The 22,340-nt window shown below is 70.1% G+C and carries 21 protein-coding genes and 2 tRNA genes; 5 read left to right on the top strand and 18 right to left on the bottom strand.

Annotation, left to right across the window (positions count from 1 at the left end; translation table 11 throughout):
- Nucleotides 1-123: 123 nt before the first annotated feature.
- The 7 genes from clpX to ACVW00_RS06905 all read right to left on the bottom strand — a co-directional run bounded on the left by clpX (nt 124) and on the right by ACVW00_RS06905 (nt 6,244).
- Nucleotides 124-1,404 carry an ATP-dependent Clp protease ATP-binding subunit ClpX gene (gene clpX / locus ACVW00_RS06935; protein ID WP_457110167.1) on the bottom strand — a complete coding sequence of 427 codons (1,281 nt, stop codon included), beginning with the start codon at nt 1,402-1,404 and terminating at the stop codon, nt 124-126.
- 162 nt (nt 1,405-1,566) lie between these two features.
- A complete protein-coding gene (locus ACVW00_RS06930) occupies nt 1,567-2,172 on the bottom strand; it encodes an ATP-dependent Clp protease proteolytic subunit (RefSeq protein WP_457110166.1) in 606 nt (201 codons plus the stop codon).
- Between the two features lies 1 nt (nt 2,173).
- Nucleotides 2,174-2,794, bottom strand: a complete 621-nt coding sequence (locus ACVW00_RS06925; RefSeq protein WP_457113081.1) for an ATP-dependent Clp protease proteolytic subunit — start codon at nt 2,792-2,794, stop codon at nt 2,174-2,176.
- 111 nt (nt 2,795-2,905) lie between these two features.
- Nucleotides 2,906-3,373, bottom strand: a complete 468-nt coding sequence (locus ACVW00_RS06920) for an SRPBCC family protein (protein WP_457110165.1) — start codon at nt 3,371-3,373, stop codon at nt 2,906-2,908.
- Nucleotides 3,370-4,602 carry an esterase/lipase family protein gene (locus ACVW00_RS06915; protein WP_457110164.1) on the bottom strand — a complete coding sequence of 411 codons (1,233 nt, stop codon included), beginning with the start codon at nt 4,600-4,602 and terminating at the stop codon, nt 3,370-3,372. The genes ACVW00_RS06920 and ACVW00_RS06915 overlap by 4 nt, the downstream gene beginning before the upstream one ends.
- Nucleotides 4,603-4,694: 92 nt before the next feature.
- Complete coding sequence (gene tig / locus ACVW00_RS06910) at nt 4,695-6,104, bottom strand: trigger factor (RefSeq protein ID WP_457110163.1); 1,410 nt, start codon at nt 6,102-6,104, stop codon at nt 4,695-4,697.
- Nucleotides 6,105-6,171: 67 nt separating this feature from the next.
- A tRNA-Pro gene (locus ACVW00_RS06905) sits at nt 6,172-6,244 on the bottom strand.
- Between the two features lie 136 nt (nt 6,245-6,380).
- Between ACVW00_RS06905 and ACVW00_RS06900 the strand changes: the two genes are divergently transcribed.
- A tRNA-Gly gene (locus tag ACVW00_RS06900) sits at nt 6,381-6,454 on the top strand.
- Between the two features lie 3 nt (nt 6,455-6,457).
- Here ACVW00_RS06900 and ACVW00_RS06895 read toward each other — a convergent pair.
- The 5 genes from ACVW00_RS06895 to ACVW00_RS06875 are packed head-to-tail and all read right to left on the bottom strand — an operon-like array spanning nt 6,458 to nt 10,466.
- Complete coding sequence (locus ACVW00_RS06895; protein ID WP_457110162.1) at nt 6,458-7,579, bottom strand: PP2C family protein-serine/threonine phosphatase; 1,122 nt, start codon at nt 7,577-7,579, stop codon at nt 6,458-6,460.
- A gap of 43 nt (nt 7,580-7,622) precedes the next feature.
- The gene (locus ACVW00_RS06890; RefSeq protein ID WP_457110161.1) at nt 7,623-8,483 is read right to left on the bottom strand and encodes an Fpg/Nei family DNA glycosylase; all 861 of its coding nucleotides are present in this window, start codon (nt 8,481-8,483) and stop codon (nt 7,623-7,625) included.
- Nucleotides 8,476-8,973, bottom strand: coding sequence for a ribose-5-phosphate isomerase (locus tag ACVW00_RS06885; protein ID WP_457110160.1), 498 nt, complete (start codon nt 8,971-8,973; stop codon nt 8,476-8,478). The genes ACVW00_RS06890 and ACVW00_RS06885 overlap by 8 nt, the downstream gene beginning before the upstream one ends.
- Nucleotides 8,974-9,007: 34 nt before the next feature.
- Nucleotides 9,008-9,892: an alpha/beta hydrolase gene (locus ACVW00_RS06880; protein WP_457110159.1), complete on the bottom strand. Its 885-nt coding sequence runs from the start codon at nt 9,890-9,892 to the stop codon at nt 9,008-9,010.
- Nucleotides 9,893-9,899: 7 nt separating this feature from the next.
- Nucleotides 9,900-10,466, bottom strand: coding sequence for a hypothetical protein (locus tag ACVW00_RS06875; protein ID WP_457110158.1), 567 nt, complete (start codon nt 10,464-10,466; stop codon nt 9,900-9,902).
- Between the two features lie 37 nt (nt 10,467-10,503).
- Between ACVW00_RS06875 and ACVW00_RS06870 the strand changes: the two genes are divergently transcribed.
- Nucleotides 10,504-10,842: a DUF2568 domain-containing protein gene (locus tag ACVW00_RS06870; protein WP_457110157.1), complete on the top strand. Its 339-nt coding sequence runs from the start codon at nt 10,504-10,506 to the stop codon at nt 10,840-10,842.
- Between the two features lie 108 nt (nt 10,843-10,950).
- On the opposite strand, the gene ACVW00_RS06865 is transcribed toward ACVW00_RS06870, so the two are convergent.
- Nucleotides 10,951-11,916 (bottom strand): hypothetical protein, encoded by a 966-nt coding sequence (locus ACVW00_RS06865; RefSeq protein WP_457110156.1) that lies wholly within the window; start codon nt 11,914-11,916, stop codon nt 10,951-10,953.
- 222 nt (nt 11,917-12,138) lie between these two features.
- On the bottom strand, nt 12,139-13,932 hold the full coding sequence (gene metG / locus ACVW00_RS06860; protein WP_457110155.1) for a methionine--tRNA ligase: 1,794 nt from the start codon (nt 13,930-13,932) through the stop codon (nt 12,139-12,141).
- An 87-nt stretch (nt 13,933-14,019) separates the two neighbouring features.
- Here metG and ACVW00_RS06855 point away from each other — a divergent pair, with 87 nt between their 5' ends.
- Nucleotides 14,020-15,417, top strand: coding sequence for an endonuclease/exonuclease/phosphatase family protein (locus ACVW00_RS06855; RefSeq protein WP_457110154.1), 1,398 nt, complete (start codon nt 14,020-14,022; stop codon nt 15,415-15,417).
- 21 nt (nt 15,418-15,438) lie between these two features.
- On the opposite strand, the gene ACVW00_RS06850 is transcribed toward ACVW00_RS06855, so the two are convergent.
- Both ACVW00_RS06850 and ACVW00_RS06845 read right to left on the bottom strand, forming a co-directional pair.
- Entirely contained in the window at nt 15,439-16,065 is a 627-nt protein-coding gene (locus ACVW00_RS06850; protein ID WP_457110153.1) for a mycothiol-dependent nitroreductase Rv2466c family protein, read from the bottom strand.
- 77 nt (nt 16,066-16,142) lie between these two features.
- Nucleotides 16,143-17,696 (bottom strand): CHAP domain-containing protein, encoded by a 1,554-nt coding sequence (locus ACVW00_RS06845; RefSeq protein WP_457110152.1) that lies wholly within the window; start codon nt 17,694-17,696, stop codon nt 16,143-16,145.
- Between the two features lie 189 nt (nt 17,697-17,885).
- On the opposite strand from ACVW00_RS06845, the gene pepN reads away from it, so the two are divergent.
- On the top strand, nt 17,886-20,447 hold the full coding sequence (gene pepN, locus ACVW00_RS06840) for an aminopeptidase N (protein WP_457110151.1): 2,562 nt from the start codon (nt 17,886-17,888) through the stop codon (nt 20,445-20,447).
- A 23-nt stretch (nt 20,448-20,470) separates the two neighbouring features.
- On the opposite strand, the gene ACVW00_RS06835 is transcribed toward pepN, so the two are convergent.
- Both ACVW00_RS06835 and ACVW00_RS06830 read right to left on the bottom strand, forming a co-directional pair.
- Nucleotides 20,471-20,857, bottom strand: a complete 387-nt coding sequence (locus ACVW00_RS06835; protein ID WP_457110150.1) for a DUF5130 family protein — start codon at nt 20,855-20,857, stop codon at nt 20,471-20,473.
- On the bottom strand, nt 20,844-21,233 hold the full coding sequence (locus ACVW00_RS06830; RefSeq protein WP_457110149.1) for a hypothetical protein: 390 nt from the start codon (nt 21,231-21,233) through the stop codon (nt 20,844-20,846). The genes ACVW00_RS06835 and ACVW00_RS06830 overlap by 14 nt, the downstream gene beginning before the upstream one ends.
- Nucleotides 21,234-21,293: 60 nt before the next feature.
- Here ACVW00_RS06830 and ACVW00_RS06825 point away from each other — a divergent pair, with 60 nt between their 5' ends.
- Nucleotides 21,294-22,280 carry a mechanosensitive ion channel family protein gene (locus ACVW00_RS06825; RefSeq protein ID WP_457110148.1) on the top strand — a complete coding sequence of 329 codons (987 nt, stop codon included), beginning with the start codon at nt 21,294-21,296 and terminating at the stop codon, nt 22,278-22,280.
- Nucleotides 22,281-22,340 lie beyond the last annotated feature (60 nt).

Genomic DNA, 22,340 nt, shown 5'->3' with positions numbered 1-22,340 from the left:
CACGTCCCACGCTATTGCGTGGCGAGCCGTGGGGCATGACCCATGTGAGCCATAGGCCGGGCGCGCGAAGGGCCATCCGGCCCGCCGGTCGGCCGTGGGCCGGACCGGCTCAGCTGCCGAGGATCAGGCCGACTTCTTCTTCTTGGCCTCGGGCTCGCGCGGGACCAGGGTCGGGTTCACGTTGTCGGAGACGACCTCGCCGGTCACGACCACCTTGGCGACGTCCTCGCGCGAGGGCACGTCGTACATCACGTTGAGGAGCACCTCCTCGATGATCGCCCGCAGCCCGCGGGCGCCGGTGCCCCGCTCCATCGCCTTCTCCGCGATCGCGGAGATGGCGTCGTCGGTGAACTCCAGCTCGACCCCGTCGAGCTCGAAGAGCTTCTGGTACTGCTTGATCAGGGCGTTGCGGGGCTCGGTGAGGATCTGTCGCAGCGCCTCGCCGTCGAGCTTGTTCACGCTCGCGATCAGCGGCAGGCGGCCGATGAACTCGGGGATCAGGCCGAACTTGACGAGGTCCTCGGGCCGGACCTGGGCGAACATCTCGTCGGACTCCGCCTCCTTCGTCAGCCGCATCTCGGCGGTGAAGCCCAGCGTCTTCTTTCCGATCCGCTGCTCGACGATGTGCTCGAGCCCGGCGAACGCGCCGCCGACGACGAACAGGATGTTCGTCGTGTCGATCTGGATGAACTCCTGGTGGGGGTGCTTGCGACCGCCCTGCGGCGGGACGGAGGCGGTGGTGCCCTCGAGGATCTTCAGCAGTGCCTGCTGGACGCCCTCACCCGAGACGTCGCGGGTGATCGACGGGTTCTCGGCCTTGCGGGCGACCTTGTCGATCTCGTCGATGTAGATGATCCCGGTCTCGGCCTTCTTGACGTCGTAGTCGGCCGCCTGGATCAGCTTGAGCAGGATGTTCTCGACGTCCTCGCCGACGTAGCCGGCCTCGGTGAGCGCCGTGGCGTCGGCGATGGCGAACGGCACGTTCAGCATCCGCGCGAGCGTCTGGGCCAGGTAGGTCTTGCCGCAGCCGGTCGGGCCGATCACGAGGATGTTGGACTTGGCGACCTCGACGGCGTCGTCCTTGCCCTTGCCGGTCGAGGTGACCGCGCCCGCCTGGACCCGCTTGTAGTGGTTGTAGACCGCCACCGCGAGCGACTTCTTGGCCGTCTCCTGGCCGATCACGTAGGAGTTCAGGAACTCGAAGATCTCCCGCGGCTTCGGCAGCTCCTCGAGGCCGACCTCAGCGGTCTCGCTGAGCTCCTCCTCGATGATCTCGTTGCAGAGGTCGATGCACTCGTCGCAGATGTAGACGCCGGGTCCGGCGATGAGCTTCTTGACCTGCTTCTGGCTCTTCCCGCAGAAAGAGCACTTGAGCAGGTCACCACCGTCACCGATGCGTGCCACGGGCGACGTCTCCCCTCATCCGTGCCGACCGGAGGCCGGCATCAGTTCACTTGTGCCATCGACGACCGCGGGGCCGCCGTGCGGGCGTCGTGCGCTCTCCCGACCGTACCCCGTTCGAGGGACGTTTGGGCTCGGACACGACACAAACCGCCTGGCTCCGGCTCAGACGAGCGCGGCTGCCTTGCGCGACTCCAGGATGGAGTCGATCAGGCCGTACTCGACCGCGCCCGCCGCGGTCAGGATCTTGTCGCGCTCGATGTCGAGGCTGACCTCGTCGACGGTCTTGCCCGAGTGCTCCGCGATCATGTTCTCCAGGAGCTCACGCATCCGCAGGATCTCGTTCGCCTGGATCTCGATGTCCGAGGACTGCCCGTAGGTGCCTTCGGTGTAGGGCTGGTGGATCAGGATCCTGCTGTTGGGCAACGCCATCCGCTTGCCGGGCGTGCCCGCCGCCAGCAGGATCGCGGCCGCCGAGGCCGCCTGGCCCAGGCACACGGTCTGCACGTCGGGCTGGATGAACCGCATGGTGTCGTAGATCGCGGTCATCGCCGTGAACGAGCCGCCGGGGCTGTTGATGTAGATGCTGATGTCGCGGTCGGGGTCCATGGACTCCAGGCACAGGAGCTGGGCCATCACGGCGTTCGCGATGTCATCGGAGATCGGGGTGCCGAGGAAGATGATCCGGTCCTCGAAGAGCTTGGCGTACGGGTCGATCCGGCGGAAGCCGTACGACGTGCGCTCTTCCCACTGCGGGATGTAGTAGTTCATCTCAGTCCTTCGTCCGGGCCGGACGGCCCTCGTCGGCGGCTTCGCGGGCGCTGGTGATCACGTGGTCGATGAAGCCGTAGTCCTTGGCCTGCTCCGCGGTGAACCAGCGGTCGCGGTCCGCGTCGCGCTCGACCTGGTCGAGCTCCTGACCCGTGTGCTCCGCGATCAGCTCGAACAGCACCTGCTTGATGTGCAGGGACTGCTGGGCCTGGATCTTGATGTCCGAGGCCGAGCCGCCCATGCCGCCGGACGGCTGGTGCATCATGATCCGCGCGTGCGGCAGGGCGTACCGCTTGCCCTTGGCGCCCGCGCAGAGCAGGAACTGGCCCATCGACGCGGCCAGGCCCATCCCGACGGTCGCGACGTCGTTGGGGATGTAGTGCATCGTGTCGTAGATCGCCATGCCGGAGTCGACCGAGCCGCCGGGGCTGTTGATGTGGAGGAAGATGTCCGCCTCCGGGTCCTCCGCGGAGAGCAGCAGCAGCTGCGCGCAGATCGCGTTGGCGTTCTGGTCGCGCACCTCGGAGCCGAGGAAGATGATCCGCTCGCGGAGCAGCCGCTGGTAGATGTGGTCGTCGAGGCCGTTGGCGGAACCGCCGCCGTCCATCCGGGGCTCGTGCATCTGGGAGATCTGGTTCACGTCCCTGACCCTAGACGTACGCAGGGGCAATTCCACGGGCAAGGGGTCGATGTTCGCCCACAGCGGATTATCCGGGCCCCAGGCTCTCCGCCGTCACGCCTCGACGGCGGCCTTGAGCCTCTCGAGGGTCTGGTGCATCCCGCGCTCGAGATCGTCGGCGTGCCCGTCGTTCCCGCCCAGGAACAGCGGCGCGAAGACCCGGCTGACCAGCGTCAGCCGCCGCGGCACCGGCCGGCGATGGACGACCCGGGTGCCCTGACCCTCCGGCGCCAGCTCGTAGATCCACCGCGCGCCACTCGACCGGGTGTCCCAGGCGAGCCGCCGGCCCGGCTCGACATCGGCGACCACGCTCCGTGTCGGCCAGACCACTGCCTTGCGCCGGTTGACGCCGAGGTACTGCTGGCCCACCTTGAGGCCCCCGGGGCGCAGCGGGACCATCCGCAGCAGCTCCGGGCTCCAGTAGGGCATCCGGCGCAGGTCCGTGATCGCCGCCCAGACCTGGTCCGGCGGTGCGGCGATCGTGGTCTCGGCACGCAGCTCGCGGGCAGCGCGGTCGCTCATGCTGTCTCCTGACAGGCAGGTTGGGCCAGCCATCCCCCGAGGGCGGCGTGGACCTTCTCGTGGTTCAGCAGGTCGAAGTGGTCGGCACCGGGGACGTGCACCACGTCGGCACCCGGGAAGATCTCCTCGCCGTTGGGCAGAAGACCCGCCGCGGAGCGGTAGGGCACCAGGAGGTCACCCACGGTCGCGGCCAGCGGGTGCCGCGGCGACCGGGTCAGCGTGGCCGCCACCAGGTGGTAGCGGGCGTGCGGCAGGTGCGCGATCTCGTCAGCCGGCCCGTCATGGAGGTCGAGTACGCCGACCGACCGCTGGTCGAAGATCCGGGCGAACGGCGAGAGCTCGGGAACCTTGTGGAACACGGTGACCCCCCGAGCGATCGTGCGCTCCACCGGTGAGCCGAGGTGAGGCGCACCGAGGAGCACCACGTCGGTGACCCGGTGCGTCCATGCGCGGTCCGCGGCCGTGCTGACCGCGCACGCCGCCCGCACGATGAGCCCGCCCATCGAGTGCCCGACGAGAGCGATCCGCTGCACGTCGGTTGGCCAGGCCTCGACCACCTCGGAGAGCAGCGAGCTCAACGCGACCCCGGACTCGGCGATCGTGAGGCCGGTGTTGGCGCGCACGTAGACCGGGGACCAGCCGTGGTCGGCGGCGAGCCGGGCTCCGTACGACGGGGCGGTGGTGCCGTCGGCACGACGTGGCCGGCTCCGGCGGTCCCAGTAGTGCTCGGTCTCGCACAGGCCGTGCACGAACACGACGATCGCGTCGGTCGCGTCCGGATACGCAGCGGCGAGTGACGGGCCGTCGGCGGCCACGTCGCGCCCGGCGTGGCGCACGGCCATCCGGATGGCGAGCGGTGACTCGTCGGCGACCAGGCGGTCGCCGATCAGCCCGTTGACGGCCGACACGACGAAACGGCCCCGCGGGGATGCCTCGATGGGCCCGCCGAGGCCGACGCGGTCGGCGGCGCGCAGGCCCCGGGCCGCGGCCTTGAGGCCGAGCCCGAGGCCGCCGTACACGACGCCGGCGATGCCGTCGTGCGCCCTATGGCTGACCGTCGACCCACCGGCCACCCGGTCGACGACTCCGTGCACCCGGCCGGCGACCGAGCCGTGGATGTCACGCGCGGCGGAGAGCAGCAGGCTCTCGGCGTGCTCGGTGGCCAGCGCGACCGCCTCGAGGACGCCGGCACCCTCGCGGCGCGGGCTGGGGCGACGGGGAGGGGCCATGGCCGGAAGTCAACGCAGCCGCCGATCGGGTGTCAACGACCGGCGGCTGCGTCCTGCATCACAATCAGTGAACGATCGTCCACTGAGATGGATCAGTCGTCGGCTGCTTCGCTGTCGTCCGCGTCGGCGTCCGTCTCGGTGTCCGTCTGTGCGTCCGCATCGGCGAGCGGCTCGCCGATCGTGCCGTCGGGGCGCAGGTTCTTCAGCTCGACCGCGTTGCCCGAGGCGTCCTTGACGTCAGCGGACTCCACGATCAGGGCCAGCGCCTTGCCGCGGACGACCTCGGCGACCATCTCGGGGATGTGGTTGTGCTCGACCATGTGCTTGACGAAGTCGTCGGGGTTCTCCCCCGACTCCTGGGCGCGCCTCATCAGGTGCTGGGAGAGCTCGGCCTGGTCGACGCCGATCTGCTCCTTCTTCGCGACCTCGTCGAGCAGGAACTGCGCGGCCATCGCGTCGCGGACCCTCTTCTCGAGGTCCGCCTCGAACTCGTCGACGGTCTGCTTCTCCTTGTCGAGGTACTCCTCCATGCTGAGGCCCGCGTAGGCGAGCTGCTGCTCGACCTGCTGGCGGCGACCGGTGATCTCCGCCGCGACGCTCGCCTCGGGCAGCGGGATCTCGGCGCTGTCGAGCAGCTTCTCGAGCACGGCGTCGCGCGCGGCGGTCGCCTGCTCGAGGCGGCCCCGGTTCTCCAGGCGGGTGCGCAGGTCGGCGCGCAGCTCCTCGGCCGTGTCGAACTCGGACGCCGTCTGGGCGAACTCGTCGTCGAACTCCGGCAGCTCCTGCTCCTTGACGGCCGCCACCCGGACCAGCACGTCGACGTCCTCGCCGGCGGCGTCACCACCGAGCAGCTGGCTCTGGAAGGTGCTCTCCTCGCCTGCCTTGAGCCCGGTCAGGGCGTCGTCGACTCCCTCGATCAGCTCGCCGGACCCGACCTTGTAGGAGAAGCCGCTGACCTCGCCGCCGTCGACGGTCTCGCCGTCCTTGCTCGCGACCAGGTCGATGGTGACCACGTCACCCTCCTGCACCGCGCGGTCCACGTCGTTGAGCGTGGCGAACCGCTCGCGCAGGCCCTGCGCCTGCTCCTCGACGTCGTCGTCGGAGACCGCGACGTCGTCGACCTGCACCGCGATGCCGGCGTACTCGGGCACCTCGATCGTGGGGCGGATGTCGACCTCGGCGGTGAACTCCAGGGACTGGTTGTCCTCGAACCGGGTGATGTCGATCTCGGGCTGGGCGAGCGGCTGGAGGTCGTTGTCCTCCAGGGCCTGCACGTACAGCTTGGGGAGGGCGTCGTTGATGGCCTCGTCGAGCACGGCACCACGGCCGACCTGGCGGTCGATCACCGGGGGCGGCACCTTGCCCTTGCGGAAGCCGGGGATGTTGACCTGCTTCGCGATGCGCTGGTACGCCGCGTCCAGGCTCGGCTTGAGCTCCTCGAACTCCACCTCGATGGTCAGCTTGGCGCGGGTGGGGTTCAGCGTCTCGACGGCGCTCTTCACAGGTGTTCTCCTCAGTGCGGCATTCTCTGTCGCGGGGCGTGCCCGCTCGTGCGATGACCTCGTGCTGTCGGGGCGACAGGACTCGAACCTGCGATCTCCTGCTCCCAAAGCAGGCGCGCTAGCCACTACGCTACGCCCCGGCGACGGCCCGTTAGGACCAGCCCGGAGAGTCTAGAGGAACCCCCGGGCGCTGCCCGAATCGTGTCGGTGGCCGGGCCTGTGGCACCATGGTCCGCGGCCTGCGGAGCCCGCCTCCGGGCACGCTTCACGGGCCACGCGGATGTAGCTCAATGGTAGAGCCCCAGTCTTCCAAACTGGCTACGCGGGTTCGATTCCCGTCATCCGCTCCACGGTCAGCGGTGCGCCAGGATCGGCGGGCGCCGGTGCACGAGGAGCAGCGCCGCGTCGTCGTTGCGCGTGGCCAGCTCGCCGAGCAGCTTCTGGGCCGCCCGGTCGTAGCCGGTCGGGAACAACAGCTGGACCTTGCCGGCCAGCTTGTCGATGCCACTGCCGATGTCCCTGCTGACGGTCTCCACCACGCCGTCGGTGTACATCACCAGGGCGTCGTCGGGCAGCAGCCGACCACGGACCACCTCGAAGCTCGTCTCGGGGATCAGCCCGAGCATCGGTCCGTCGGAGTCCAGCACGGACCAGCGTCCGGAGCCGGCGTGCATCCAGATCGCCGGCGGGTGACCGGCCTTGCGCAGCTCGAAGTCCCCGGTGCGCAGGTCGAGGTGCAGGTGGATGGCGGTGGCGAAGCCCTCGTCCCACTCCTGGCGCAGGAGGTACTCGTTCGCGTCCACGAGGAAGCGGTCCGGGCTGACCGCGGAGGCCAGCCCGCCGAACGCACCCGAGAGCAGCAGCGACCGGGTGCCGGCCTCGATCCCCTTCCCCGAGACGTCGACGACGATCAGCTCGACGGTGGAGCCGTCGGTGGCGCGGCTGGCGACCGTGAAGTCCCCGCCGAAGGAGGTGCCCCCCGCCGAGCGCGTCGACGCCTCGACATGCCACTCGTGCGGAAGCTGCGGGATCACTCCCTGGTTCGCGATCCGGTCGCGGAGGTCGACGAACATCGACTCGCCGCGCGGACCGGCCACCCCGAGCCGGGTGCGCCGGAACGAGGTGATGATCGTCAGGAGGGCGATGGTGAACACCACCGCGACCCGGCTCACCGTCAGGCTGGTGATCGAGGACTGTGCCGACAGGAGCACGACCACCCCGCCGAGCACGAACACCACGAACCACGGCAGGGTGCGCGGGCCGAGCCACAGGCTCGCCAGGAAGATCGGCAGCAGCACGGTGGTCTGGGGCACCACGTCGCCGGCGACGATGCCCCCGACGACGATCGCGACGGTCATCGCGACCAGGAAGAGGAGTGCGGGACGGTCCGAATCCACCACCTGGCGCCGGATGCGCATCTGCCAGTCCCGGAACCGGTCCCGAGGACCGGAGACGACCCGGTCGAGGCCGGTCAACTGTGCACGTCGGATCGGCGGGACACAGGAGGAAGCACGTCGCTCACCCTACGGCCCGGGAACGGAACACGGGCTGACACCGCGAACACCAGAACAGGTTGCGGCCGACGAGGACGTCGGTGCGCACCTTCGTGCCGCAGACCAGGCAGGGCTGCCCGTGCCGGCGGTAGACGTACACCTCGCCGCCGTGGTCGTCCTGACGCGGCGGCCGGCCCATCGCCTCGGGCGTGTGCTCGGGGCGCACCGTGTCGATCCGCCCGGTGCGCACGCCGTACTCCATCAGCTCGACGAGGTCGGCCCAGAGGGCGAGGAACTGTCCGCGCCGCAGCGTCTTGCCCGGGCGCAGCGGATGCAGGCGGTGCCGGAAGAGGATCTCGGCGCGGTAGACGTTGCCGACCCCGGCCACCACGGCCTGGTCCATCAGCAGGTCGCCGATCGGGCGGGCGCTGCGGGAGATCCGCGACCAGGCGTGCTCCGGGTCCGCATCGGGTCGGAGCGGGTCGTCGCCGAGCTGCCCGATGATGTGGGCGCGTCGTTCGGCACCGATCAGGTCGCACTGCGTCGCACCTCTCAGGTCCGCGTACGCCGTACCGCCGGCCGTCGAGGCCGCCGAGACCAGCCGCAGCCGGACCTGGCCGACGGGCAGCGGCACCGGCTGCCCGGGCGGCACGACCAGCACGTCGAGCTTGCCGATCAGGCCGAGGTGGATGTGCACGAACCGGTCTCCGGCGAGCTCGACGAACAGGTGCTTTCCCGCGGACTCCGCGCCGAGGCAGAGTGCCCCGTCGATCTGGGCCGCGTCAGCCGCGAACCGCCCCTGCGGGCTGCCCACCCGGACCGGACGACCGGCGAACGCCGAGTCGAGCTCGCGGGCAAGACGCAGGAGGGTGTGCCCCTCAGGCATCCGGGCCGTGACCGCGGGCGGACTCGGGCAGCGGCGGCGGAGTCCCGGTGGACTCGTAGTCGGCGATCATCGAGATCCTGCGGGCGTGCCGCTCGTCACCGCTGAACGGGGTGCGGATGAACACGTCGATGAAGTGGGTCATGTCCTCGACGGAGTGCATCCGGCCGCCGACGGAGATCACGTTGGCGTCGTTGTGCTCGCGCGCCAGCACGGCGATGTCGGCGTTCCACACCAGGGCCGCACGGACGCCCTTCACCTTGTTGGCCGCGATCTGCTCGCCGTTGCCGGACCCGCCGATCACCACACCGAGGCTGCCCGGATCGCGCGCGACTCCCTCGGCCGCCCGGATGCAGAACACCGGGTAGTCGTCGACGGCGTCGTAGACGAACGGACCGTGGTCGACGGGCTCGTGGCCGTTGTCGCGGAGCCAGTTGACCAGGTGCTCCTTCAGCTCGAGGCCGGCGTGGTCGGATCCCAGGTGCACGCGCATGGGGAGCAGGTTATCGGCGTGGAGTGGGACTCCGTCAGCCACCGTGCTGGCGGAAGAAGCCGGCCACCTGGCGGGTGAGCGGTTCGGCGGCCTCGAAGACCGCCGACTGCCGCCAGAAGCCGTGCACCTGACCGAGGTAGCGGGTCCCGACGACGGCCACGCCCTGCTCGGCGAGGCGCCGCGCCAGCTCCTCGCCCTCGTCGCGCAGCGGGTCGTGCTCGGCGGTCACGACCAGGGTCGGGGGCAGCGTGCCCAGCCGGTCGCTGAGCAGCGGCGCGAGATCGGGGTCGGTGCGATCGGCCGGATCGGCGTACTGCTGCCAGTACCAGGCGGCCTCGGCCGCGTCGAAGCCGTCGGCGGCGGTCAGGTAGGAGTCGAAGCCGCCGGTCGGATCCAGGAAGGGGTAGAGCAGGGCGACCGCCGCGAACCGGCCCGGGTTGCGCAGCGCGGCGACCAGGGCGAGGTTGCCGCCGGCGCTGTCGCCGTGCACGTACGCCGGGACGTCGAGCCCGAGCCCGGTGGCCTCACGGGCCAGCCAGCCCAGCACCGTGTCGACGTCGTCGGGCGCCGCGGGGAACCGGTGCTCCGGCGGGACCCGGTAGTCGACGGCGAGCACCGCCATGCCGGTGCGGTTGGCGAGCCGCCGCGCCGCCGCGTCGTGGACGTCGATGTCGTGGAAGACGAACCCGCCGCCGTGCAGGTGCAGGACGAGCCCGTCGGCCCCCGCCGGGCGGTAGAGCCGGCAGCGGACCCCGTCGGCGTCGACGTCGGTGACCTCGTCGACCGGCTCGCGCGGCTCCAGAGCCGCCGCCTCCCGCGCAGCAGCGCGAGAGGCGGCGATGTCGAACGCGGGGTCGGCGACGTGCAGCTCGTCGGCGTACGCGTCGACCGCTGCCCGCGCAGCCGGGTAGAGGGCCATCAGCCCGTCAGCGGGACATCAGCGCGTCGAGGCCGACCGCCATCGCGGCGGCGAGCCGGAAGTCGAGCCGGGGATCGGGCACCGTGACCGTGTAGCGGTCGCGCATGGAGAACTGGCGCTCGACACTCATCACCAGCTGCCCCTGGTCGTCGTGGAAGTCGAAGTGGAACGCGAACGGGAGGTCGACCAGCCGGCGCGCGATCGCGACCAGCTGGTTGCGCTCCTGGCCGGTCGCCTCGAGACCCGGGCCACTGAGGTGGAAGGTCGAGCGCAGCAGGCTCTTGCCGAAGTCCTTGCGGAAGAACCCGAGCGGCGCCCCCGCCTCGTCGGTCACGTCGTAGCCCGACCCGAGGTCGATCGTCTTGCGGGCCTTGAAGGAGAAGACCGCACGCGTGCGCTGCTCGTCGGCGTAGAAGGTGACCTGCTCCTTGAACGCCATCCGCTTCTGCTGGGCCATCGCCATCAGCTGGCCCGGCGTGCCGTCGGGTCCCGAGGCGCGGATCTCGTAGCGGTTCACCATCAGGGTGAGCTTCTGGCCCACGAAGAAGGCCGGCAGGTGCATCGGTGCGTTCACCCGCCCAGCCTAGGGGTGTGGGCCCTAGAGTCCGGCCATGGCGATCTTGGGGTGGACCGTGCTGTTCTTCGTGTTCGTCGACGAGCTGCTCGCGATCGGCGCGGCGGCGGTCTGGGGCAACCACGCCGGCAACGGGTGGCTCGCAATCGTGATGGCGCTGGTCACCGTGCTCGTCTGGTTCCTGTTCGCGTCCCCCAAGGCCCGGTACGGCGGACGGGTGGTCCGGCCGGTCACCAAGGTCCTGGTGTTCTCGCTTGCCACGGTCGGCCTGTGGGCGAGTGGCCACCACGCGCTCGCGGTGGCGTTCTTCGTGTTCTCAGCGGTCGTGAACGCGTCGGCCCAGCTGCCGTCGGTCAAGGTGCTGGTGCGGGACTGACACGTCGACCTTCTCAACGACGGGACGTTCGGTTCTGTCGAAAGCTTCAGTTGGCACATTCTGCGCTTGGCAATGAGCGCCGAATGGCGTCTGTTGTGCCAAGGCCGGTCACAGGGGGCCCGGATCCGCCGCAAGCAGCCAGCGGCGAGGCCGGGCAGTCTCACCGGCGCGGGCCACGGCCGCCCGCATGCGGCGCAGCACCACGTCGGGGCGCGCGAGGTCCCGGCCGGTCACACGAAACAGCTCGAACCCGGCGTCCCGGTAGTCCGACTCCTTGCCCGCATCCGTCGACCGAGCCGAAGCACCGCTGTGGTCGAACCCGTCGAACTCGCCGATGACCGCCAGCTGCTCGCAGAGAAGATCGGGCCGACCGATCCGGCGACCGGTGAGGTCGGCGACCGGCCAATTGCACCGCGGAGCGGGAAAGCGCCCATCAATCTGCCAGATCAGCCGCATCCGGGACTCGTTCGGAGATCGGCTCCGGTTCACCGCAAGGCGCACTGATCGTCGCAGAAGTGCTGCGCCGGGCAGCTGACCGAGCAGGTCCGCGTACGACGCCAACGTGCTCGACGTACTGAGTCCTGCGGCGAGGGCGATGTCGACCACCACCACCGCTTCCCGTATGTCGGGCGCCCAGCGGGCGGCGTCGAGGAGCGCGCGCTCGACGACGGTGCACGGCACGCCGTACCGGATCACGATCTCGGACTCGTCCAACAGCTGGCGGTGGCGCGTGCAGTCGGGTCCCGTGCGGAAATTGGATTCAGGTGGTCCGACGAGCGGGACTGGCAGCAGCGAGATCCCGTCGGACGCCAGGCCGTCGCAGAAGTTCGCGCCGGCGAGTCGGAGCGCTGCCCATCCGGAGACCGCGCCGCCGTCAGGGAGACGTTGGGCGGCCTCGAGGATCCGCTGCTCCACCGTGCGGTCGACAGATGCCGGGACGTAGCGACCGGGTGACGAGCGCCGCCAGCGAGAGCCGCGAGTCTGCGACCGCGTCGGCCCACCCTCCGTGCCGACGGCGACCGGCACGAACAGGCGCGTCGGCGGTGGGCACCTGAGATCCCATCTGTGTGCCATCGGAGCAGGATGACGACCTCCGACCTGTCCGTCGCCTCAGTCTGGAGCCCGGTGGATTTCGTCAGCCAATGGCACTCCGTGCACGTCGCCGGGCTTGCCGAGGGATCGCCACGTGCCAATCGTGCGGGTCACCATTGTCACCCGGCCCGGGCGCGCACGACGTGCACGGCGCGGCACCGTACGCCGTACGACTGGGCTCCCCGGGACGGATATCCGTGCAGGTCAGCCCTCGAGCCGGGCCAGCTCGTCGTCGACCACGGACGGGTCCAGCTTGGTGAAGATCGGTCTCGGCTGGGCGACCGGCGTACCGGCGACGACCGGACGCCGCTCCCAGCGCGCCGCACCGGAGTACTCGCCCGTGATCACCGGGTAGGGCGCTCCCCCGTCGAGGTCCTCGACCTCGTCGATCCGGGGCATCGGCTGGAGCTCACCTGATCCGCCGAGGACGCGGTCGACCGCGTTGGCCGAGAACGGCAGGAAGGGCGACAGCACCAGGTTGAGGTCGGCCACGCACTGCGCCATCACGTGCAGGATCGTGCCCAGCCGCTCCCGCTGGTCGTCGCCTTTCAGCTTCCACGGCTCGGAGTCCGACACGTACTTGTTCACCTCGGCGACCGCGCGCATCGCCTCGCCGATCGCCTGCTTCTGCCGGTGCCGTGCGATCAGGCCGCCGACCGTCTCGAACGCCGCCTCGGCAACCCCGAGCACCCGCTCGTCGTCCGCGCTGAGCGGCCCCGCAGCGGGGATCTCCCCGAAGTTCTTGTGCACCAGGGTGGCCGTGCGGTTGACCAGGTTGCCCCAGCCCGCGACCAGCTCGTCGTTGGTACGGCGCACGAACTCCGCCCAGGTGAAGTCGGAGTCCTGGTTCTCCGGGCCGGCCGCCGCGACGAAGTAGCGGAACGCGTCGGGCTGGTAGCGGCTGAGCAGGTCGCGGACGTAGATCACGACCTTCTTCGAGGACGAGAACTTCTTGCCCTCCATGGTGAGGTACTCCGAGCTCACCACCTCGGTCGGCAGGTTGAGCCGGCTGTAGTCGTGCGGCGCGCCGCCCTTGCTCCCGCGGCCGTCGTAGGCGAGCAGCTCGGCCGGCCAGATCTGGCTGTGGAAGGTGATGTTGTCCTTGCCCATGAAGTAGTAGGACAGGGCGTCGGGGTCGTTCCACCACTGCCGCCAGCGGTCGGGATCGCCCTGACGACGGGCCCACTCGATCGACGCCGACAGGTATCCGATCACCGCGTCGAACCACACGTAGAACTTCTTGGTCGGGTTCTCGCGCCAGCCGTCGAGCGGGATGGCGATGCCCCAGTCGATGTCACGGGTGATCGACCGCGGCCGGATCTCCTCGAGGATGTTCTTGCTGAACCGGATCACGTTCGGCCGCCAGAGCCCGCTCTTCTCCCGCTCGTCGAGCCACTCCCCGAGGGCGTCGGCGAGCGCGGGCAGGTCGAGGAAGAAGTGCTGGGTCTCGATGAACTCCGGCACCTCGCCGTTGATCTTCGAGCGTGGGTTGATCAGGTCCTGCGGGTCGAGCTGGTTGCCGCAGTTGTCGCACTGGTCGCCACGAGCGCCGTCGTACCCGCAGATCGGGCAGGTGCCCTCGATGTAGCGGTCCGGCAGGGTGCGCCCGGTGGACGGCGAGATCGCCCCGTGCGTCTTCTGCTCGACGACGTAGCCGTTCTCGTTGACCCCGCGGAACATCTCCTGCACAACCGCGTGGTGGTTGCGCGTGGTGGTGCGGGTGTAGAGGTCGTAGCTGATGCCGAGTGCGGTGAAGTCCTCGACGATCAGCCGGTGGTTCTGGTCTGCGAGCTCCTGCGGGGTGAGTCCGGCCTCGTCGGCCGCGATCAGGATCGGGGTGCCGTGCTCGTCGGACCCGGACGCCATCACCACGTCGTGCCCCGCCATCCGGGCGTGCCGGCTGAAGATGTCGGCAGGCACGTACACACCGGCCACGTGGCCGATGTGGCGCGGGCCGTTGGCGTACGGCCAGGCGGTGAAGGAGAGCACTCGGGTCATGGGCCCGATCCTATTCAGCCCGATGTCACCCACCCGACCCGTCGTCCGGGGTAGCGTCGGCCGCCCAACTGTCCTCGGGGGATCCAGATGCTGCGTACGCCGGTGCCGCGACCGCGCTCGGTCGTCCTGCTGGGCCTCGTCCTGCTGCTCGGGAGTGCCCTCGTCGCGGTCGCCGGACCGGTCGAGGCCGCCCGGCGACCGACTCCCACCGGGCTCAGGGCCACGGCACACGAGACGTCGTTGTCCGTCCGCTGGCGCGCCGTGCGCAAGGCGCCCGGCTACCGGGTGCGCTGGAGCACGCTCCGCTCGATGGCCGGCTCACACCGCCTCGCGGCCGCCACCCACCGGGTGACGATCGCCAACCTGACGCCGGACACCCGCTACTTCGTGCAGGTCGCCGTCGCCCGGCACAAGGGCCGCGGACACCGGCTGAGCCACTGGAGCACCAAGCTGGTACGGCGTACCGCGCCACCACCGTGCCCGACCGTCGGGAACCTCGGTGATCCCACCCCGGTCGTGCCCACCGGCCGGCCCACCGACGTGCGGGTCGCGACCTTCAACATCCGCACGATCAACCTGGACTCCGCCCTCCACCCCGAGGAGCGGTGGCTCAACCGCGCCGACCGGGTTGCCACCCTCCTGCTCGGCGCCGGAACGACCAGCAACACGGCGACTGCGGCTCCGGACGTGATCGCCGTGCAGGAGGCCAACCAGTCCTACGCGGAGTTCCCGGCAACCCGATGCACCAACCAGCTCATCGACCTGCGCAACCGCCTCAACGCCGGCGGGCTGCACCACTACGAGGCGACCAGCCTGAACCCGACGGTGTCCGTCGGCACCCGGATCCTCTTCGACACGGCGCGGCTCCGCCTGGAGAGTGCGGGATCGACCCTGCTGGCGTCGCCGTCGACCACCCACCCGCACCTGGCGTGGGCGATCTTCCAGTCACGCGACGGCGGCCAGGAGTTCTTCTTCGGCAGCGTGCACCTGGTGCCGAGCGAGGCCGCCGACAGCAACGTGGTCCGCGACGCGGAGTGGGACCGCCTGCTCGCCCTGCTCGCCGACCCGGCCCTGACCCGCGGTCTGCCGGTCGTGCTCGGCGGCGACTTCAACTCGTTCCGCTACAGCTCCAACGCCAACACCACGGCGCGGACACACCTGCCCAGGATGGCCACGGCGGGGATCCCGGACATGCTCCTCGGCGACCTGGACCCGGCCGACCCGAACCTCGAGGTCGCCGATGCCCGGCCCGCGGCGACGCCCGTGAACGCGCACTGCATGAGCTTCAACGGGTTCAAGGCCGAACGTTGCGGGGAGGACCCGACGGTGATCGGACAGCAGATCGACTACCTCTTCGCGAGCACCGACGTGGTCGTCAAGACCTGGGAGATGGTGCTCGACCTCGACCCGCTGGGCAGCGGCAACTGGCTCGGGACGATTCCGTCGGACCACAACGAGCTCCGGGCGACGGTGACCCTGCCGTGACCGGGTGGACGACAACCGGTCTCAGCTGAAGTCGAGCTCGCCGGTCCGGGTGCGCTTGAGCTCGAAGAAGTACGGGTAGGACGCGAGCGCCACCGCACCGTCCCAGATCCGGCCGGCGTCCTCCCCGCGCGGGATGCGGCTGAGCACCGGGCCGAAGAACGCGGCCCCGTTGACCGAGATCGTCGGCGTACCGACGTCGTCACCGACCTGGTCCATGCCCTCGTGGTGGGAGCGGGCGACCGCCTCGTCGTACGACGGGTCGTCCATCGCCTCGACCAGGTCCGGCTCGAGGCCGACCTCCGCGATCGACGCGGCGATCATCGCGCGATCGATCTGCTGCTTCTCGAGGTGGATCCGGTTGCCCATGGCGGTGTACAGCGGGAACAGCACCTCGTCACCGTGGCGCTGCGCGGCCGCGATCAGCACACGGACCGGTCCCCACGCGGGTGCCAGCAGCTCGCGGTAGCTGTCCGGGATGTCCTTGTCCTGGTTGAGATAGGCCAGGCTCATCACGTGCCAGCGCACGTCGACGTCACGCACCTCCTGGACCTCCAGGATCCAGCGTGAGGTGATCCAGGCGAACGGGCAGAGCGGATCGAACCAGAAGTCCGCCGTCCCACCGGAGGCCGGGACGCGCTGGTCGGACACGTCAGCAGCAGGGTTCCCCGAGAGTGTGGTCATACCTGCGGCAGCGCGGTTGAGCCGTCAACTATTCCCGTGCAGGCTCACTTGACCACGAAGGTCCGGGTGACGGTCAGGGAGCTCACCTTGGCGGAGCCCTCGTAGACCACGGTCACGGTGCGCCGGCCCGAGCGCATCCAGTTCGACCCGAAGGTCGCCCGGCCGTGGTCGAGCACGTGGGTCCGGCGCTCGCCCTCGGCGTTGACCACGGTCACCTTCCCACGCACCACGACCGACCTCATGCCGGCAGCGCGGACGAGCACGGTGATCCGCCGGTGGGCGTCGGAGGTCGCCCTGACCCGGGCGGTCGCCCGCACCGGATCCGGCACGCTGAGCGTGCGGACGATCGAGTTGTAGCCCGCCTTCGCGTACCGGACCTTGACGCTGAGCCGGTGGCCCAGGTCGTCGGCGGTCGGCACGTAGCGGGCGTTGTCGGCCTTGGGGATCCGGACACCGTCGCGGAACCAGTGGTAGTAGGTGCCCACACCGGCCGGCCCCACGACCCCCGGCGCCACGGCGAGCGCCTGGCCCAGGCGCGCGTTCCCGGCGCCGAGCGCCGGCTCCTGCGTGACGGTGAGGTTCTCCGGGCCGATCGGCGCGGTCGGGGCGGAACCGGCCGCGGCGTCGGTGTAGCCCGCGCGATGGCCGGTCACGACCGCGGTGACGGCGTGGTTGAGCTGGTCGGGCCCGAGGGTCAGCGTCGGCTGCGTGGCTCCGGGGATCGGGACGCCGTCGGCCAGCCAGGCGATGCTCGTCGACGTGGCGGCCGGCGTGAAGGAGCCGCCCGAGACGGTGAGCACCCCGCTCACCTTGGGCGTGCCGGTCACGGCCGGAGCCGAGGCGACGTTCATCGTGCCCGGCGCGGTCGGGGCGGTAGCTCCAGACGAGCTGTACCCGGTGGCGTAGCCGGCCTGCGAGGCCGCGACCCGCACGGAGAAGGCGACGCCCACCTGGCCGGCGTTCGGCGTGTACGTCGGACCGGTGGCACCCGGGATCGCCGCCCCGTTGCCGAACCACTGGTAGGAGAACGACGCGCCGGCACGGTTCCACGTGCCGTTCGTCGCGGACAACGGCACGTCGACCTTCGCGGTGCCGGCGATGCCCGCCGGCGCGGTCGCGGCCAGTGCCTCGTCGTTGAGGTGGATGAAGCCGGTCGGCCAGCCGCCGCCGCTGCGCACGATCTTGCGCCAGTCGAAGGTGCCGCCGTAGTGGTCCTCGGAGATCACGATGGTGTTCGCGTCGATGATCTGCTCGACGTAGGCGACGTGGTTGCTGCTCCACCAGGCGACCGAGCCCACCATCGGCGTCTGGTTGGTCTTCGAGGCGAAGACGACGCCCCAGTTGCGCGCGTCGCCGCTGCCGCTCCAGGGCCTGGTCGCCGACATGCCCCGGGTGATCATCCGGTAGGCGACGTAGTTGGTGCAGTTGTGGCCGGCGTACATCCGCCACCACATCTTCGTGTAGTTCGCGCTGTAGCCGTAGTTGAAGAAACCGGCCCGCGTGCACGGGGCGAAGTTCTGGCACAGCAGCGTCGAGGTGGCGTCCGCGCGCGGGGTCCCGACGAGCAGGCCGGCGAGCACCGCGAGGAGCACGACCACGGTTGCAGGCAAGGACGAACGGCGGATGGACACACCCGCACGCTAGAGCAACTTCTGTCACTCTGACTACCACTTGCATCAGAAAAGACAAAAACGACACGCCGTTACAACGATGTAGTTTTCAGCGAGTTCGCGGCAGGGCCGCCACCGGAACTCAGGCCCTCCACGGCGGGTGGCATGATGCCCGGCATGCCAGGAACGAACCTCACTCGGGAAGAGGCGCAGACCCGCGCCGGGCTCCTCGACGTCGCCTCGTACACCATCGAGCTCGACCTCACCACGGGCGAGAAGACCTTCGCCTCGACGACCACGCTCGCCTTCCACTGCACCCAGCCCGGGGCGAGCACCTTCGCCGACCTGGTCGGCGCCACCGTGCACGAGATCACCCTGAACGGGGTCTCTCTCGACCCCGGGCAGGTGTACGCCGACAGCCGGATCCAGCTCGACGGCCTCGCCGAGGACAACGTGCTGGTCGTGCGCGCTGACTGCACCTACAGCCACAGCGGCGAGGGCCTGCACCGGTTCGTCGACCCCGCCGACGACCGGGTCTACCTCTACACGCAGTTCGAGGTCCCCGACGCACGCCGCGTCTACACGACGTTCGAGCAGCCCGACCTCAAGAGCGTCTTCACCTTCCGGGTCACCGCGCCGGAGCAGTGGAAGGTCGTCTCGAACGCACCGACGCCCAGTCCGGAGCCCGTCGGCGAGGGCAAGGCGGTCTGGAGCTTCCCGCCGACGAAGAAGATGTCGACCTACGTCACCGCCCTGGTCGCCGGTGAGTACCACGAGGTCCAGGACGTCTACGAGGGCAAGAACGGCCAGATCCCGCTGGGTCACTACTGCCGCCAGTCACTGGTCGAGTTCCTCGACCGCGACGAGGTGGTGAAGCTGACCAAGCAGGGCTTCGAGTTCTTCGAGGAGGCGTTCGACTACCCCTACCCCTTCGAGAAGTACGACCAGCTCTACGTGCCGGAGTACAACATGGGCGCGATGGAGAACGCCGGCTGCATCACGCTGCGCGACGAGTACCTCCCCCGCAGCCGCCAGCCGCGCTCCTTCTACGAGTTCCGCTGCAGCGTGATCCTGCACGAGATGGCGCACATGTGGTTCGGCGACCTGGTCACCATGAAGTGGTGGGACGACCTCTGGCTCAACGAGTCGTTCGCCGAGTGGGCCTGCTACCACGCGGAGGCGGAGGCCACCGAGTTCATCGAGGCGTGGACCGGCTTCACCAACGCGCGCAAGCAGACCGGCTACCGCCAGGACCAGATGCCCAGCACGCACCCGATCGCGGCGGACAACTACGACCTGCAGGCCGTCGAGGTCAACTTCGACATGATCACCTACGCCAAGGGCGCCGCGGTGCTCAAGCAGCTGGTGGCCTGGGTCGGTCTCGATCCGTTCCTGGCCGGCCTGCGCCAGTACTTCAAGGACTTCGCCTACGGCAACTCCGAGTTCACCGACCTCCTGCTGGCCCTGGAGAAGTCCTCCGGCCGGGAGCTGCAGGGCTGGGCGCAGGAGTGGCTGCAGACGGCCGGGGTCAACACGCTCAGGCCCGAGTTCGAGGTCGATGCCGACGGCCGGTTCAGCTCCTTTGCCGTGGTGCAGACCGCCGACCCTGACTGGCCGACGATCCGTCGCCACCGCATCGGGATCGGCCTGTACGACGAGCTCGCCGACGAGGACATGCGCGCGCACGTCGTCCGTCACACCGCGATCGAGATCGACGTGACCGGGGAGCGCACGGAGGTCCCCGAGCTGGTCGGCACTCCGCAGCCCGAGCTGCTCCTGCTCAACGACGCCGACCTCACCTACGCGAAGATCAGGCTCGACGAGCGGTCGCTCAAGGCGGCGATCACGGACTTGTCCCGCGTCGACGACTCCCTCACCCGTGCGCTGATCTGGGGCGCGGCCTGGGACATGACCCGCGACGCCGAGATGACCGCGACCGACTTCGTCCGCCTCGTCCTGGCCAACATCGGCCAGGAGACCGACGCCTGGGGCATCAGCCGGATCCCCGTGTACGCCGCCCAGTCGGTCAACTCGCTGTCCGCCCCGGCCAACCGGCGTTCCCTGGAGGCCGAGTGGGAGCAGGGCCTGCGAGGCCTCGTGGAGGACGCCGCTCCGGGGAGCGACTCGCAGCTCACCTTCGTGCGGTCCTACGCGAGTGCCGCGCGCAGTGAAGCGGCGATCGCGGACCTGGAGGCGCTCCTCGACGGCCGCCTGACCTTCGAGGGCCTGGCGATCGACCAGGACCTGCGCTGGACGCTGATCGGAGGACTCGCCCGCCTCGGGCGCGCGGGCGACCGCATCGAGATCGAGCTGGCCCGCGACAACACGATCTCGGGCAAGGAGCACGCAGCGGCGGCGCGCGCCAGCCGCCCGACCCCCGAGGCCAAGGCCGAGGCCTGGGAGGCCGCGATCGTGCGCGCGGACACGCCCAACGAGACCCAGCGGTCGATCGTGACGGCGTTCCAGGCCCCCGGTCAGGACGACGTGCTCGCGCCGTACGTGGACAAGTACCTCGAGGCCGCCGAGACGCTCTGGGAGCACCTCGGGACGCACAAGGCCTCCACCGCGCTCACCGCCATGTTCCCGCGGCCGCTCGCGTCACCGGAGCTGCTGAGCCGGGTCGACGCCTGGCTCGAGACGACGACCGCGAACCCCGCGGCCGTGCGCTTCGTCCGGGAGGGCCGGGCGGACGTCGAGCGCTACCTGGCGGCTCAGGCGAAGGACGCACTCGGGCGCTGAGCGCGTCCAGCCCCGGCTCTGGTTCAGCTGGACGCGTGCAGGGTGGCTGGCTGGCGAGCGGCGTCGGCCAGCTGCGCCAGCCCACGCTTGATCCCGCCGACCAGGTCGCCCTCGGCGAACGCAGACTCCATCGCGACCGCGGCGAGGCGGACGGCCTCGTCGGAGAGGTCGCGCCGGACCACGGACCCGGTGACGACCTCGAGCAGGCGCGCCGCCGGGTCGACCATGATCAGCACGCTGCGGGAGGGCGCGATCAGCGACGCGTGCAGCCGCTGGGCGAACGGACCGGCCTCGCCCTCGGCGGCGCCGACGTAGACGGAGAACTCGTAGCGGCAGACGGTCTCGGCCGCCCGGATCGCCCGGTCGATGTCGTAGCGCTGGTCGGAGGAGAAGCCCTCACCACTGGCCACTGGTGCCGCCTCGACCGCTCTCGGCGGCCTCGATCTGCTCGGGGGCGAGGTCCTCGCTGGCCTCCACGCCCTTGCGCGGGCCGCCGAACCACTCGGGCTGCGCACGCCACGACTGGCCGGGCTCGTAGCCGCGGTCGCTGATCATCGACGGGAGCGATGCGAGGAAGGCGATCACCAGGGCAACGCCTCCGGGGATCAGCACGAGCACCAGGAGGTAGTCCAGCCCGGAGACGTGCGGCGCCTTGTCCCAGGCTGCGGGTGTGTCGGCCGAGGCCACCGCGGGCAGCGCCACGATGCTCACCAGCACGGTCGTGGCCGTCAGGACGGCTCGCCGGGCAAGGGTCCGGAGGTGCTGCGGCGCCTTGTGGTTCATCACACGGGAAGGATAGCCAGTCACGGCTTGGTCGGGCACGCCACCACCCGTAGCCTCCGTCACATGCCAGTCCCGATGAGCCTTCTCGAGATGCCGGCCACCTGCAGGGCGACCAGCGGCGACAGCTGGAGCTGCGCGGCGGTCTACCACTGGACCGGCAACGAGGACCTCGCGCACGCAGCCGGCTGGGTGATCGGCAAGCCGCTCTCCATCCTCTGGCTCGTCCTCCTCGCGCTGGCCGGGCGGTGGCTGCTGCACCGGCTCGTCGACCGCCTGGTCAGAGGCGCGCAGATCGGCGTACTCCCCGAGGCGCTGGCGCGCGGACCGTTCGCGGAGCCCGAGGGCGAGACGGCGATGAACCGCCGCGCCCAGCGGGCGCGCACCATCGGCAGCCTGCTCAAGAGCATCGTCTCGGGCGTGATCTTCGGCGTCGTGCTGGTGATGGCGATCGCCGAGCTCGGCTACGACATCGCCCCGCTGATCACCAGCGCCGGCATCCTCGGCGTCGCGCTCGGCTTCGGCGCCCAGAGCCTGGTCAAGGACTTCCTGTCGGGCATCTTCATGATCTTCGAGGACCAGTACGGCGTCGGCGACACGATCAACCTCGGCGAGGTGGCCGGCACCGTCGAGGCGGTCAGCATGAGGGTGACCCGGCTGCGGGACGTCGACGGCACCGTCTGGTACGTCCGCAACGGCGAGATCCTGCGCGTGGGCAACCAGAGCCAGAACTGGGCGCGGTCGGTGGTCGACATCGCGGTCGGCTACAAGGAGGACGTCGCCCGGGTGCGCCGCATCCTCCAGCAGGTCGCCCACGACCTGTGGGAGGACGAGAAGTTCCGCGACCTGGTCATCGAGGAGCCCGAGGTGTGGGGCGTGCAGTCGCTCGGCCCCGATTCGGTGGTCGTCCGGGTGACCCTGAAGACCATGCCGCAGCAGCAGTGGCGGGTCTCGCGCGAGATGCGCGAGCGGGTCAAGGCCAGGTTCGACGCGGAGGGGATCCAGATGCCGCTGCCGTACTGGCGAGACGTCCAGCCGCCTCCACGCACCTAGAGCGCAGCCGATCGGCGGACAACATGGGCCCTCGTACTCATGCGACGGGGGCGTCGGCAG

It is taken from the genome of Marmoricola sp. URHA0025 HA25 (assembly GCF_054059435.1).
This window is presented reverse-complemented; position numbering and strand designations above follow the sequence as displayed.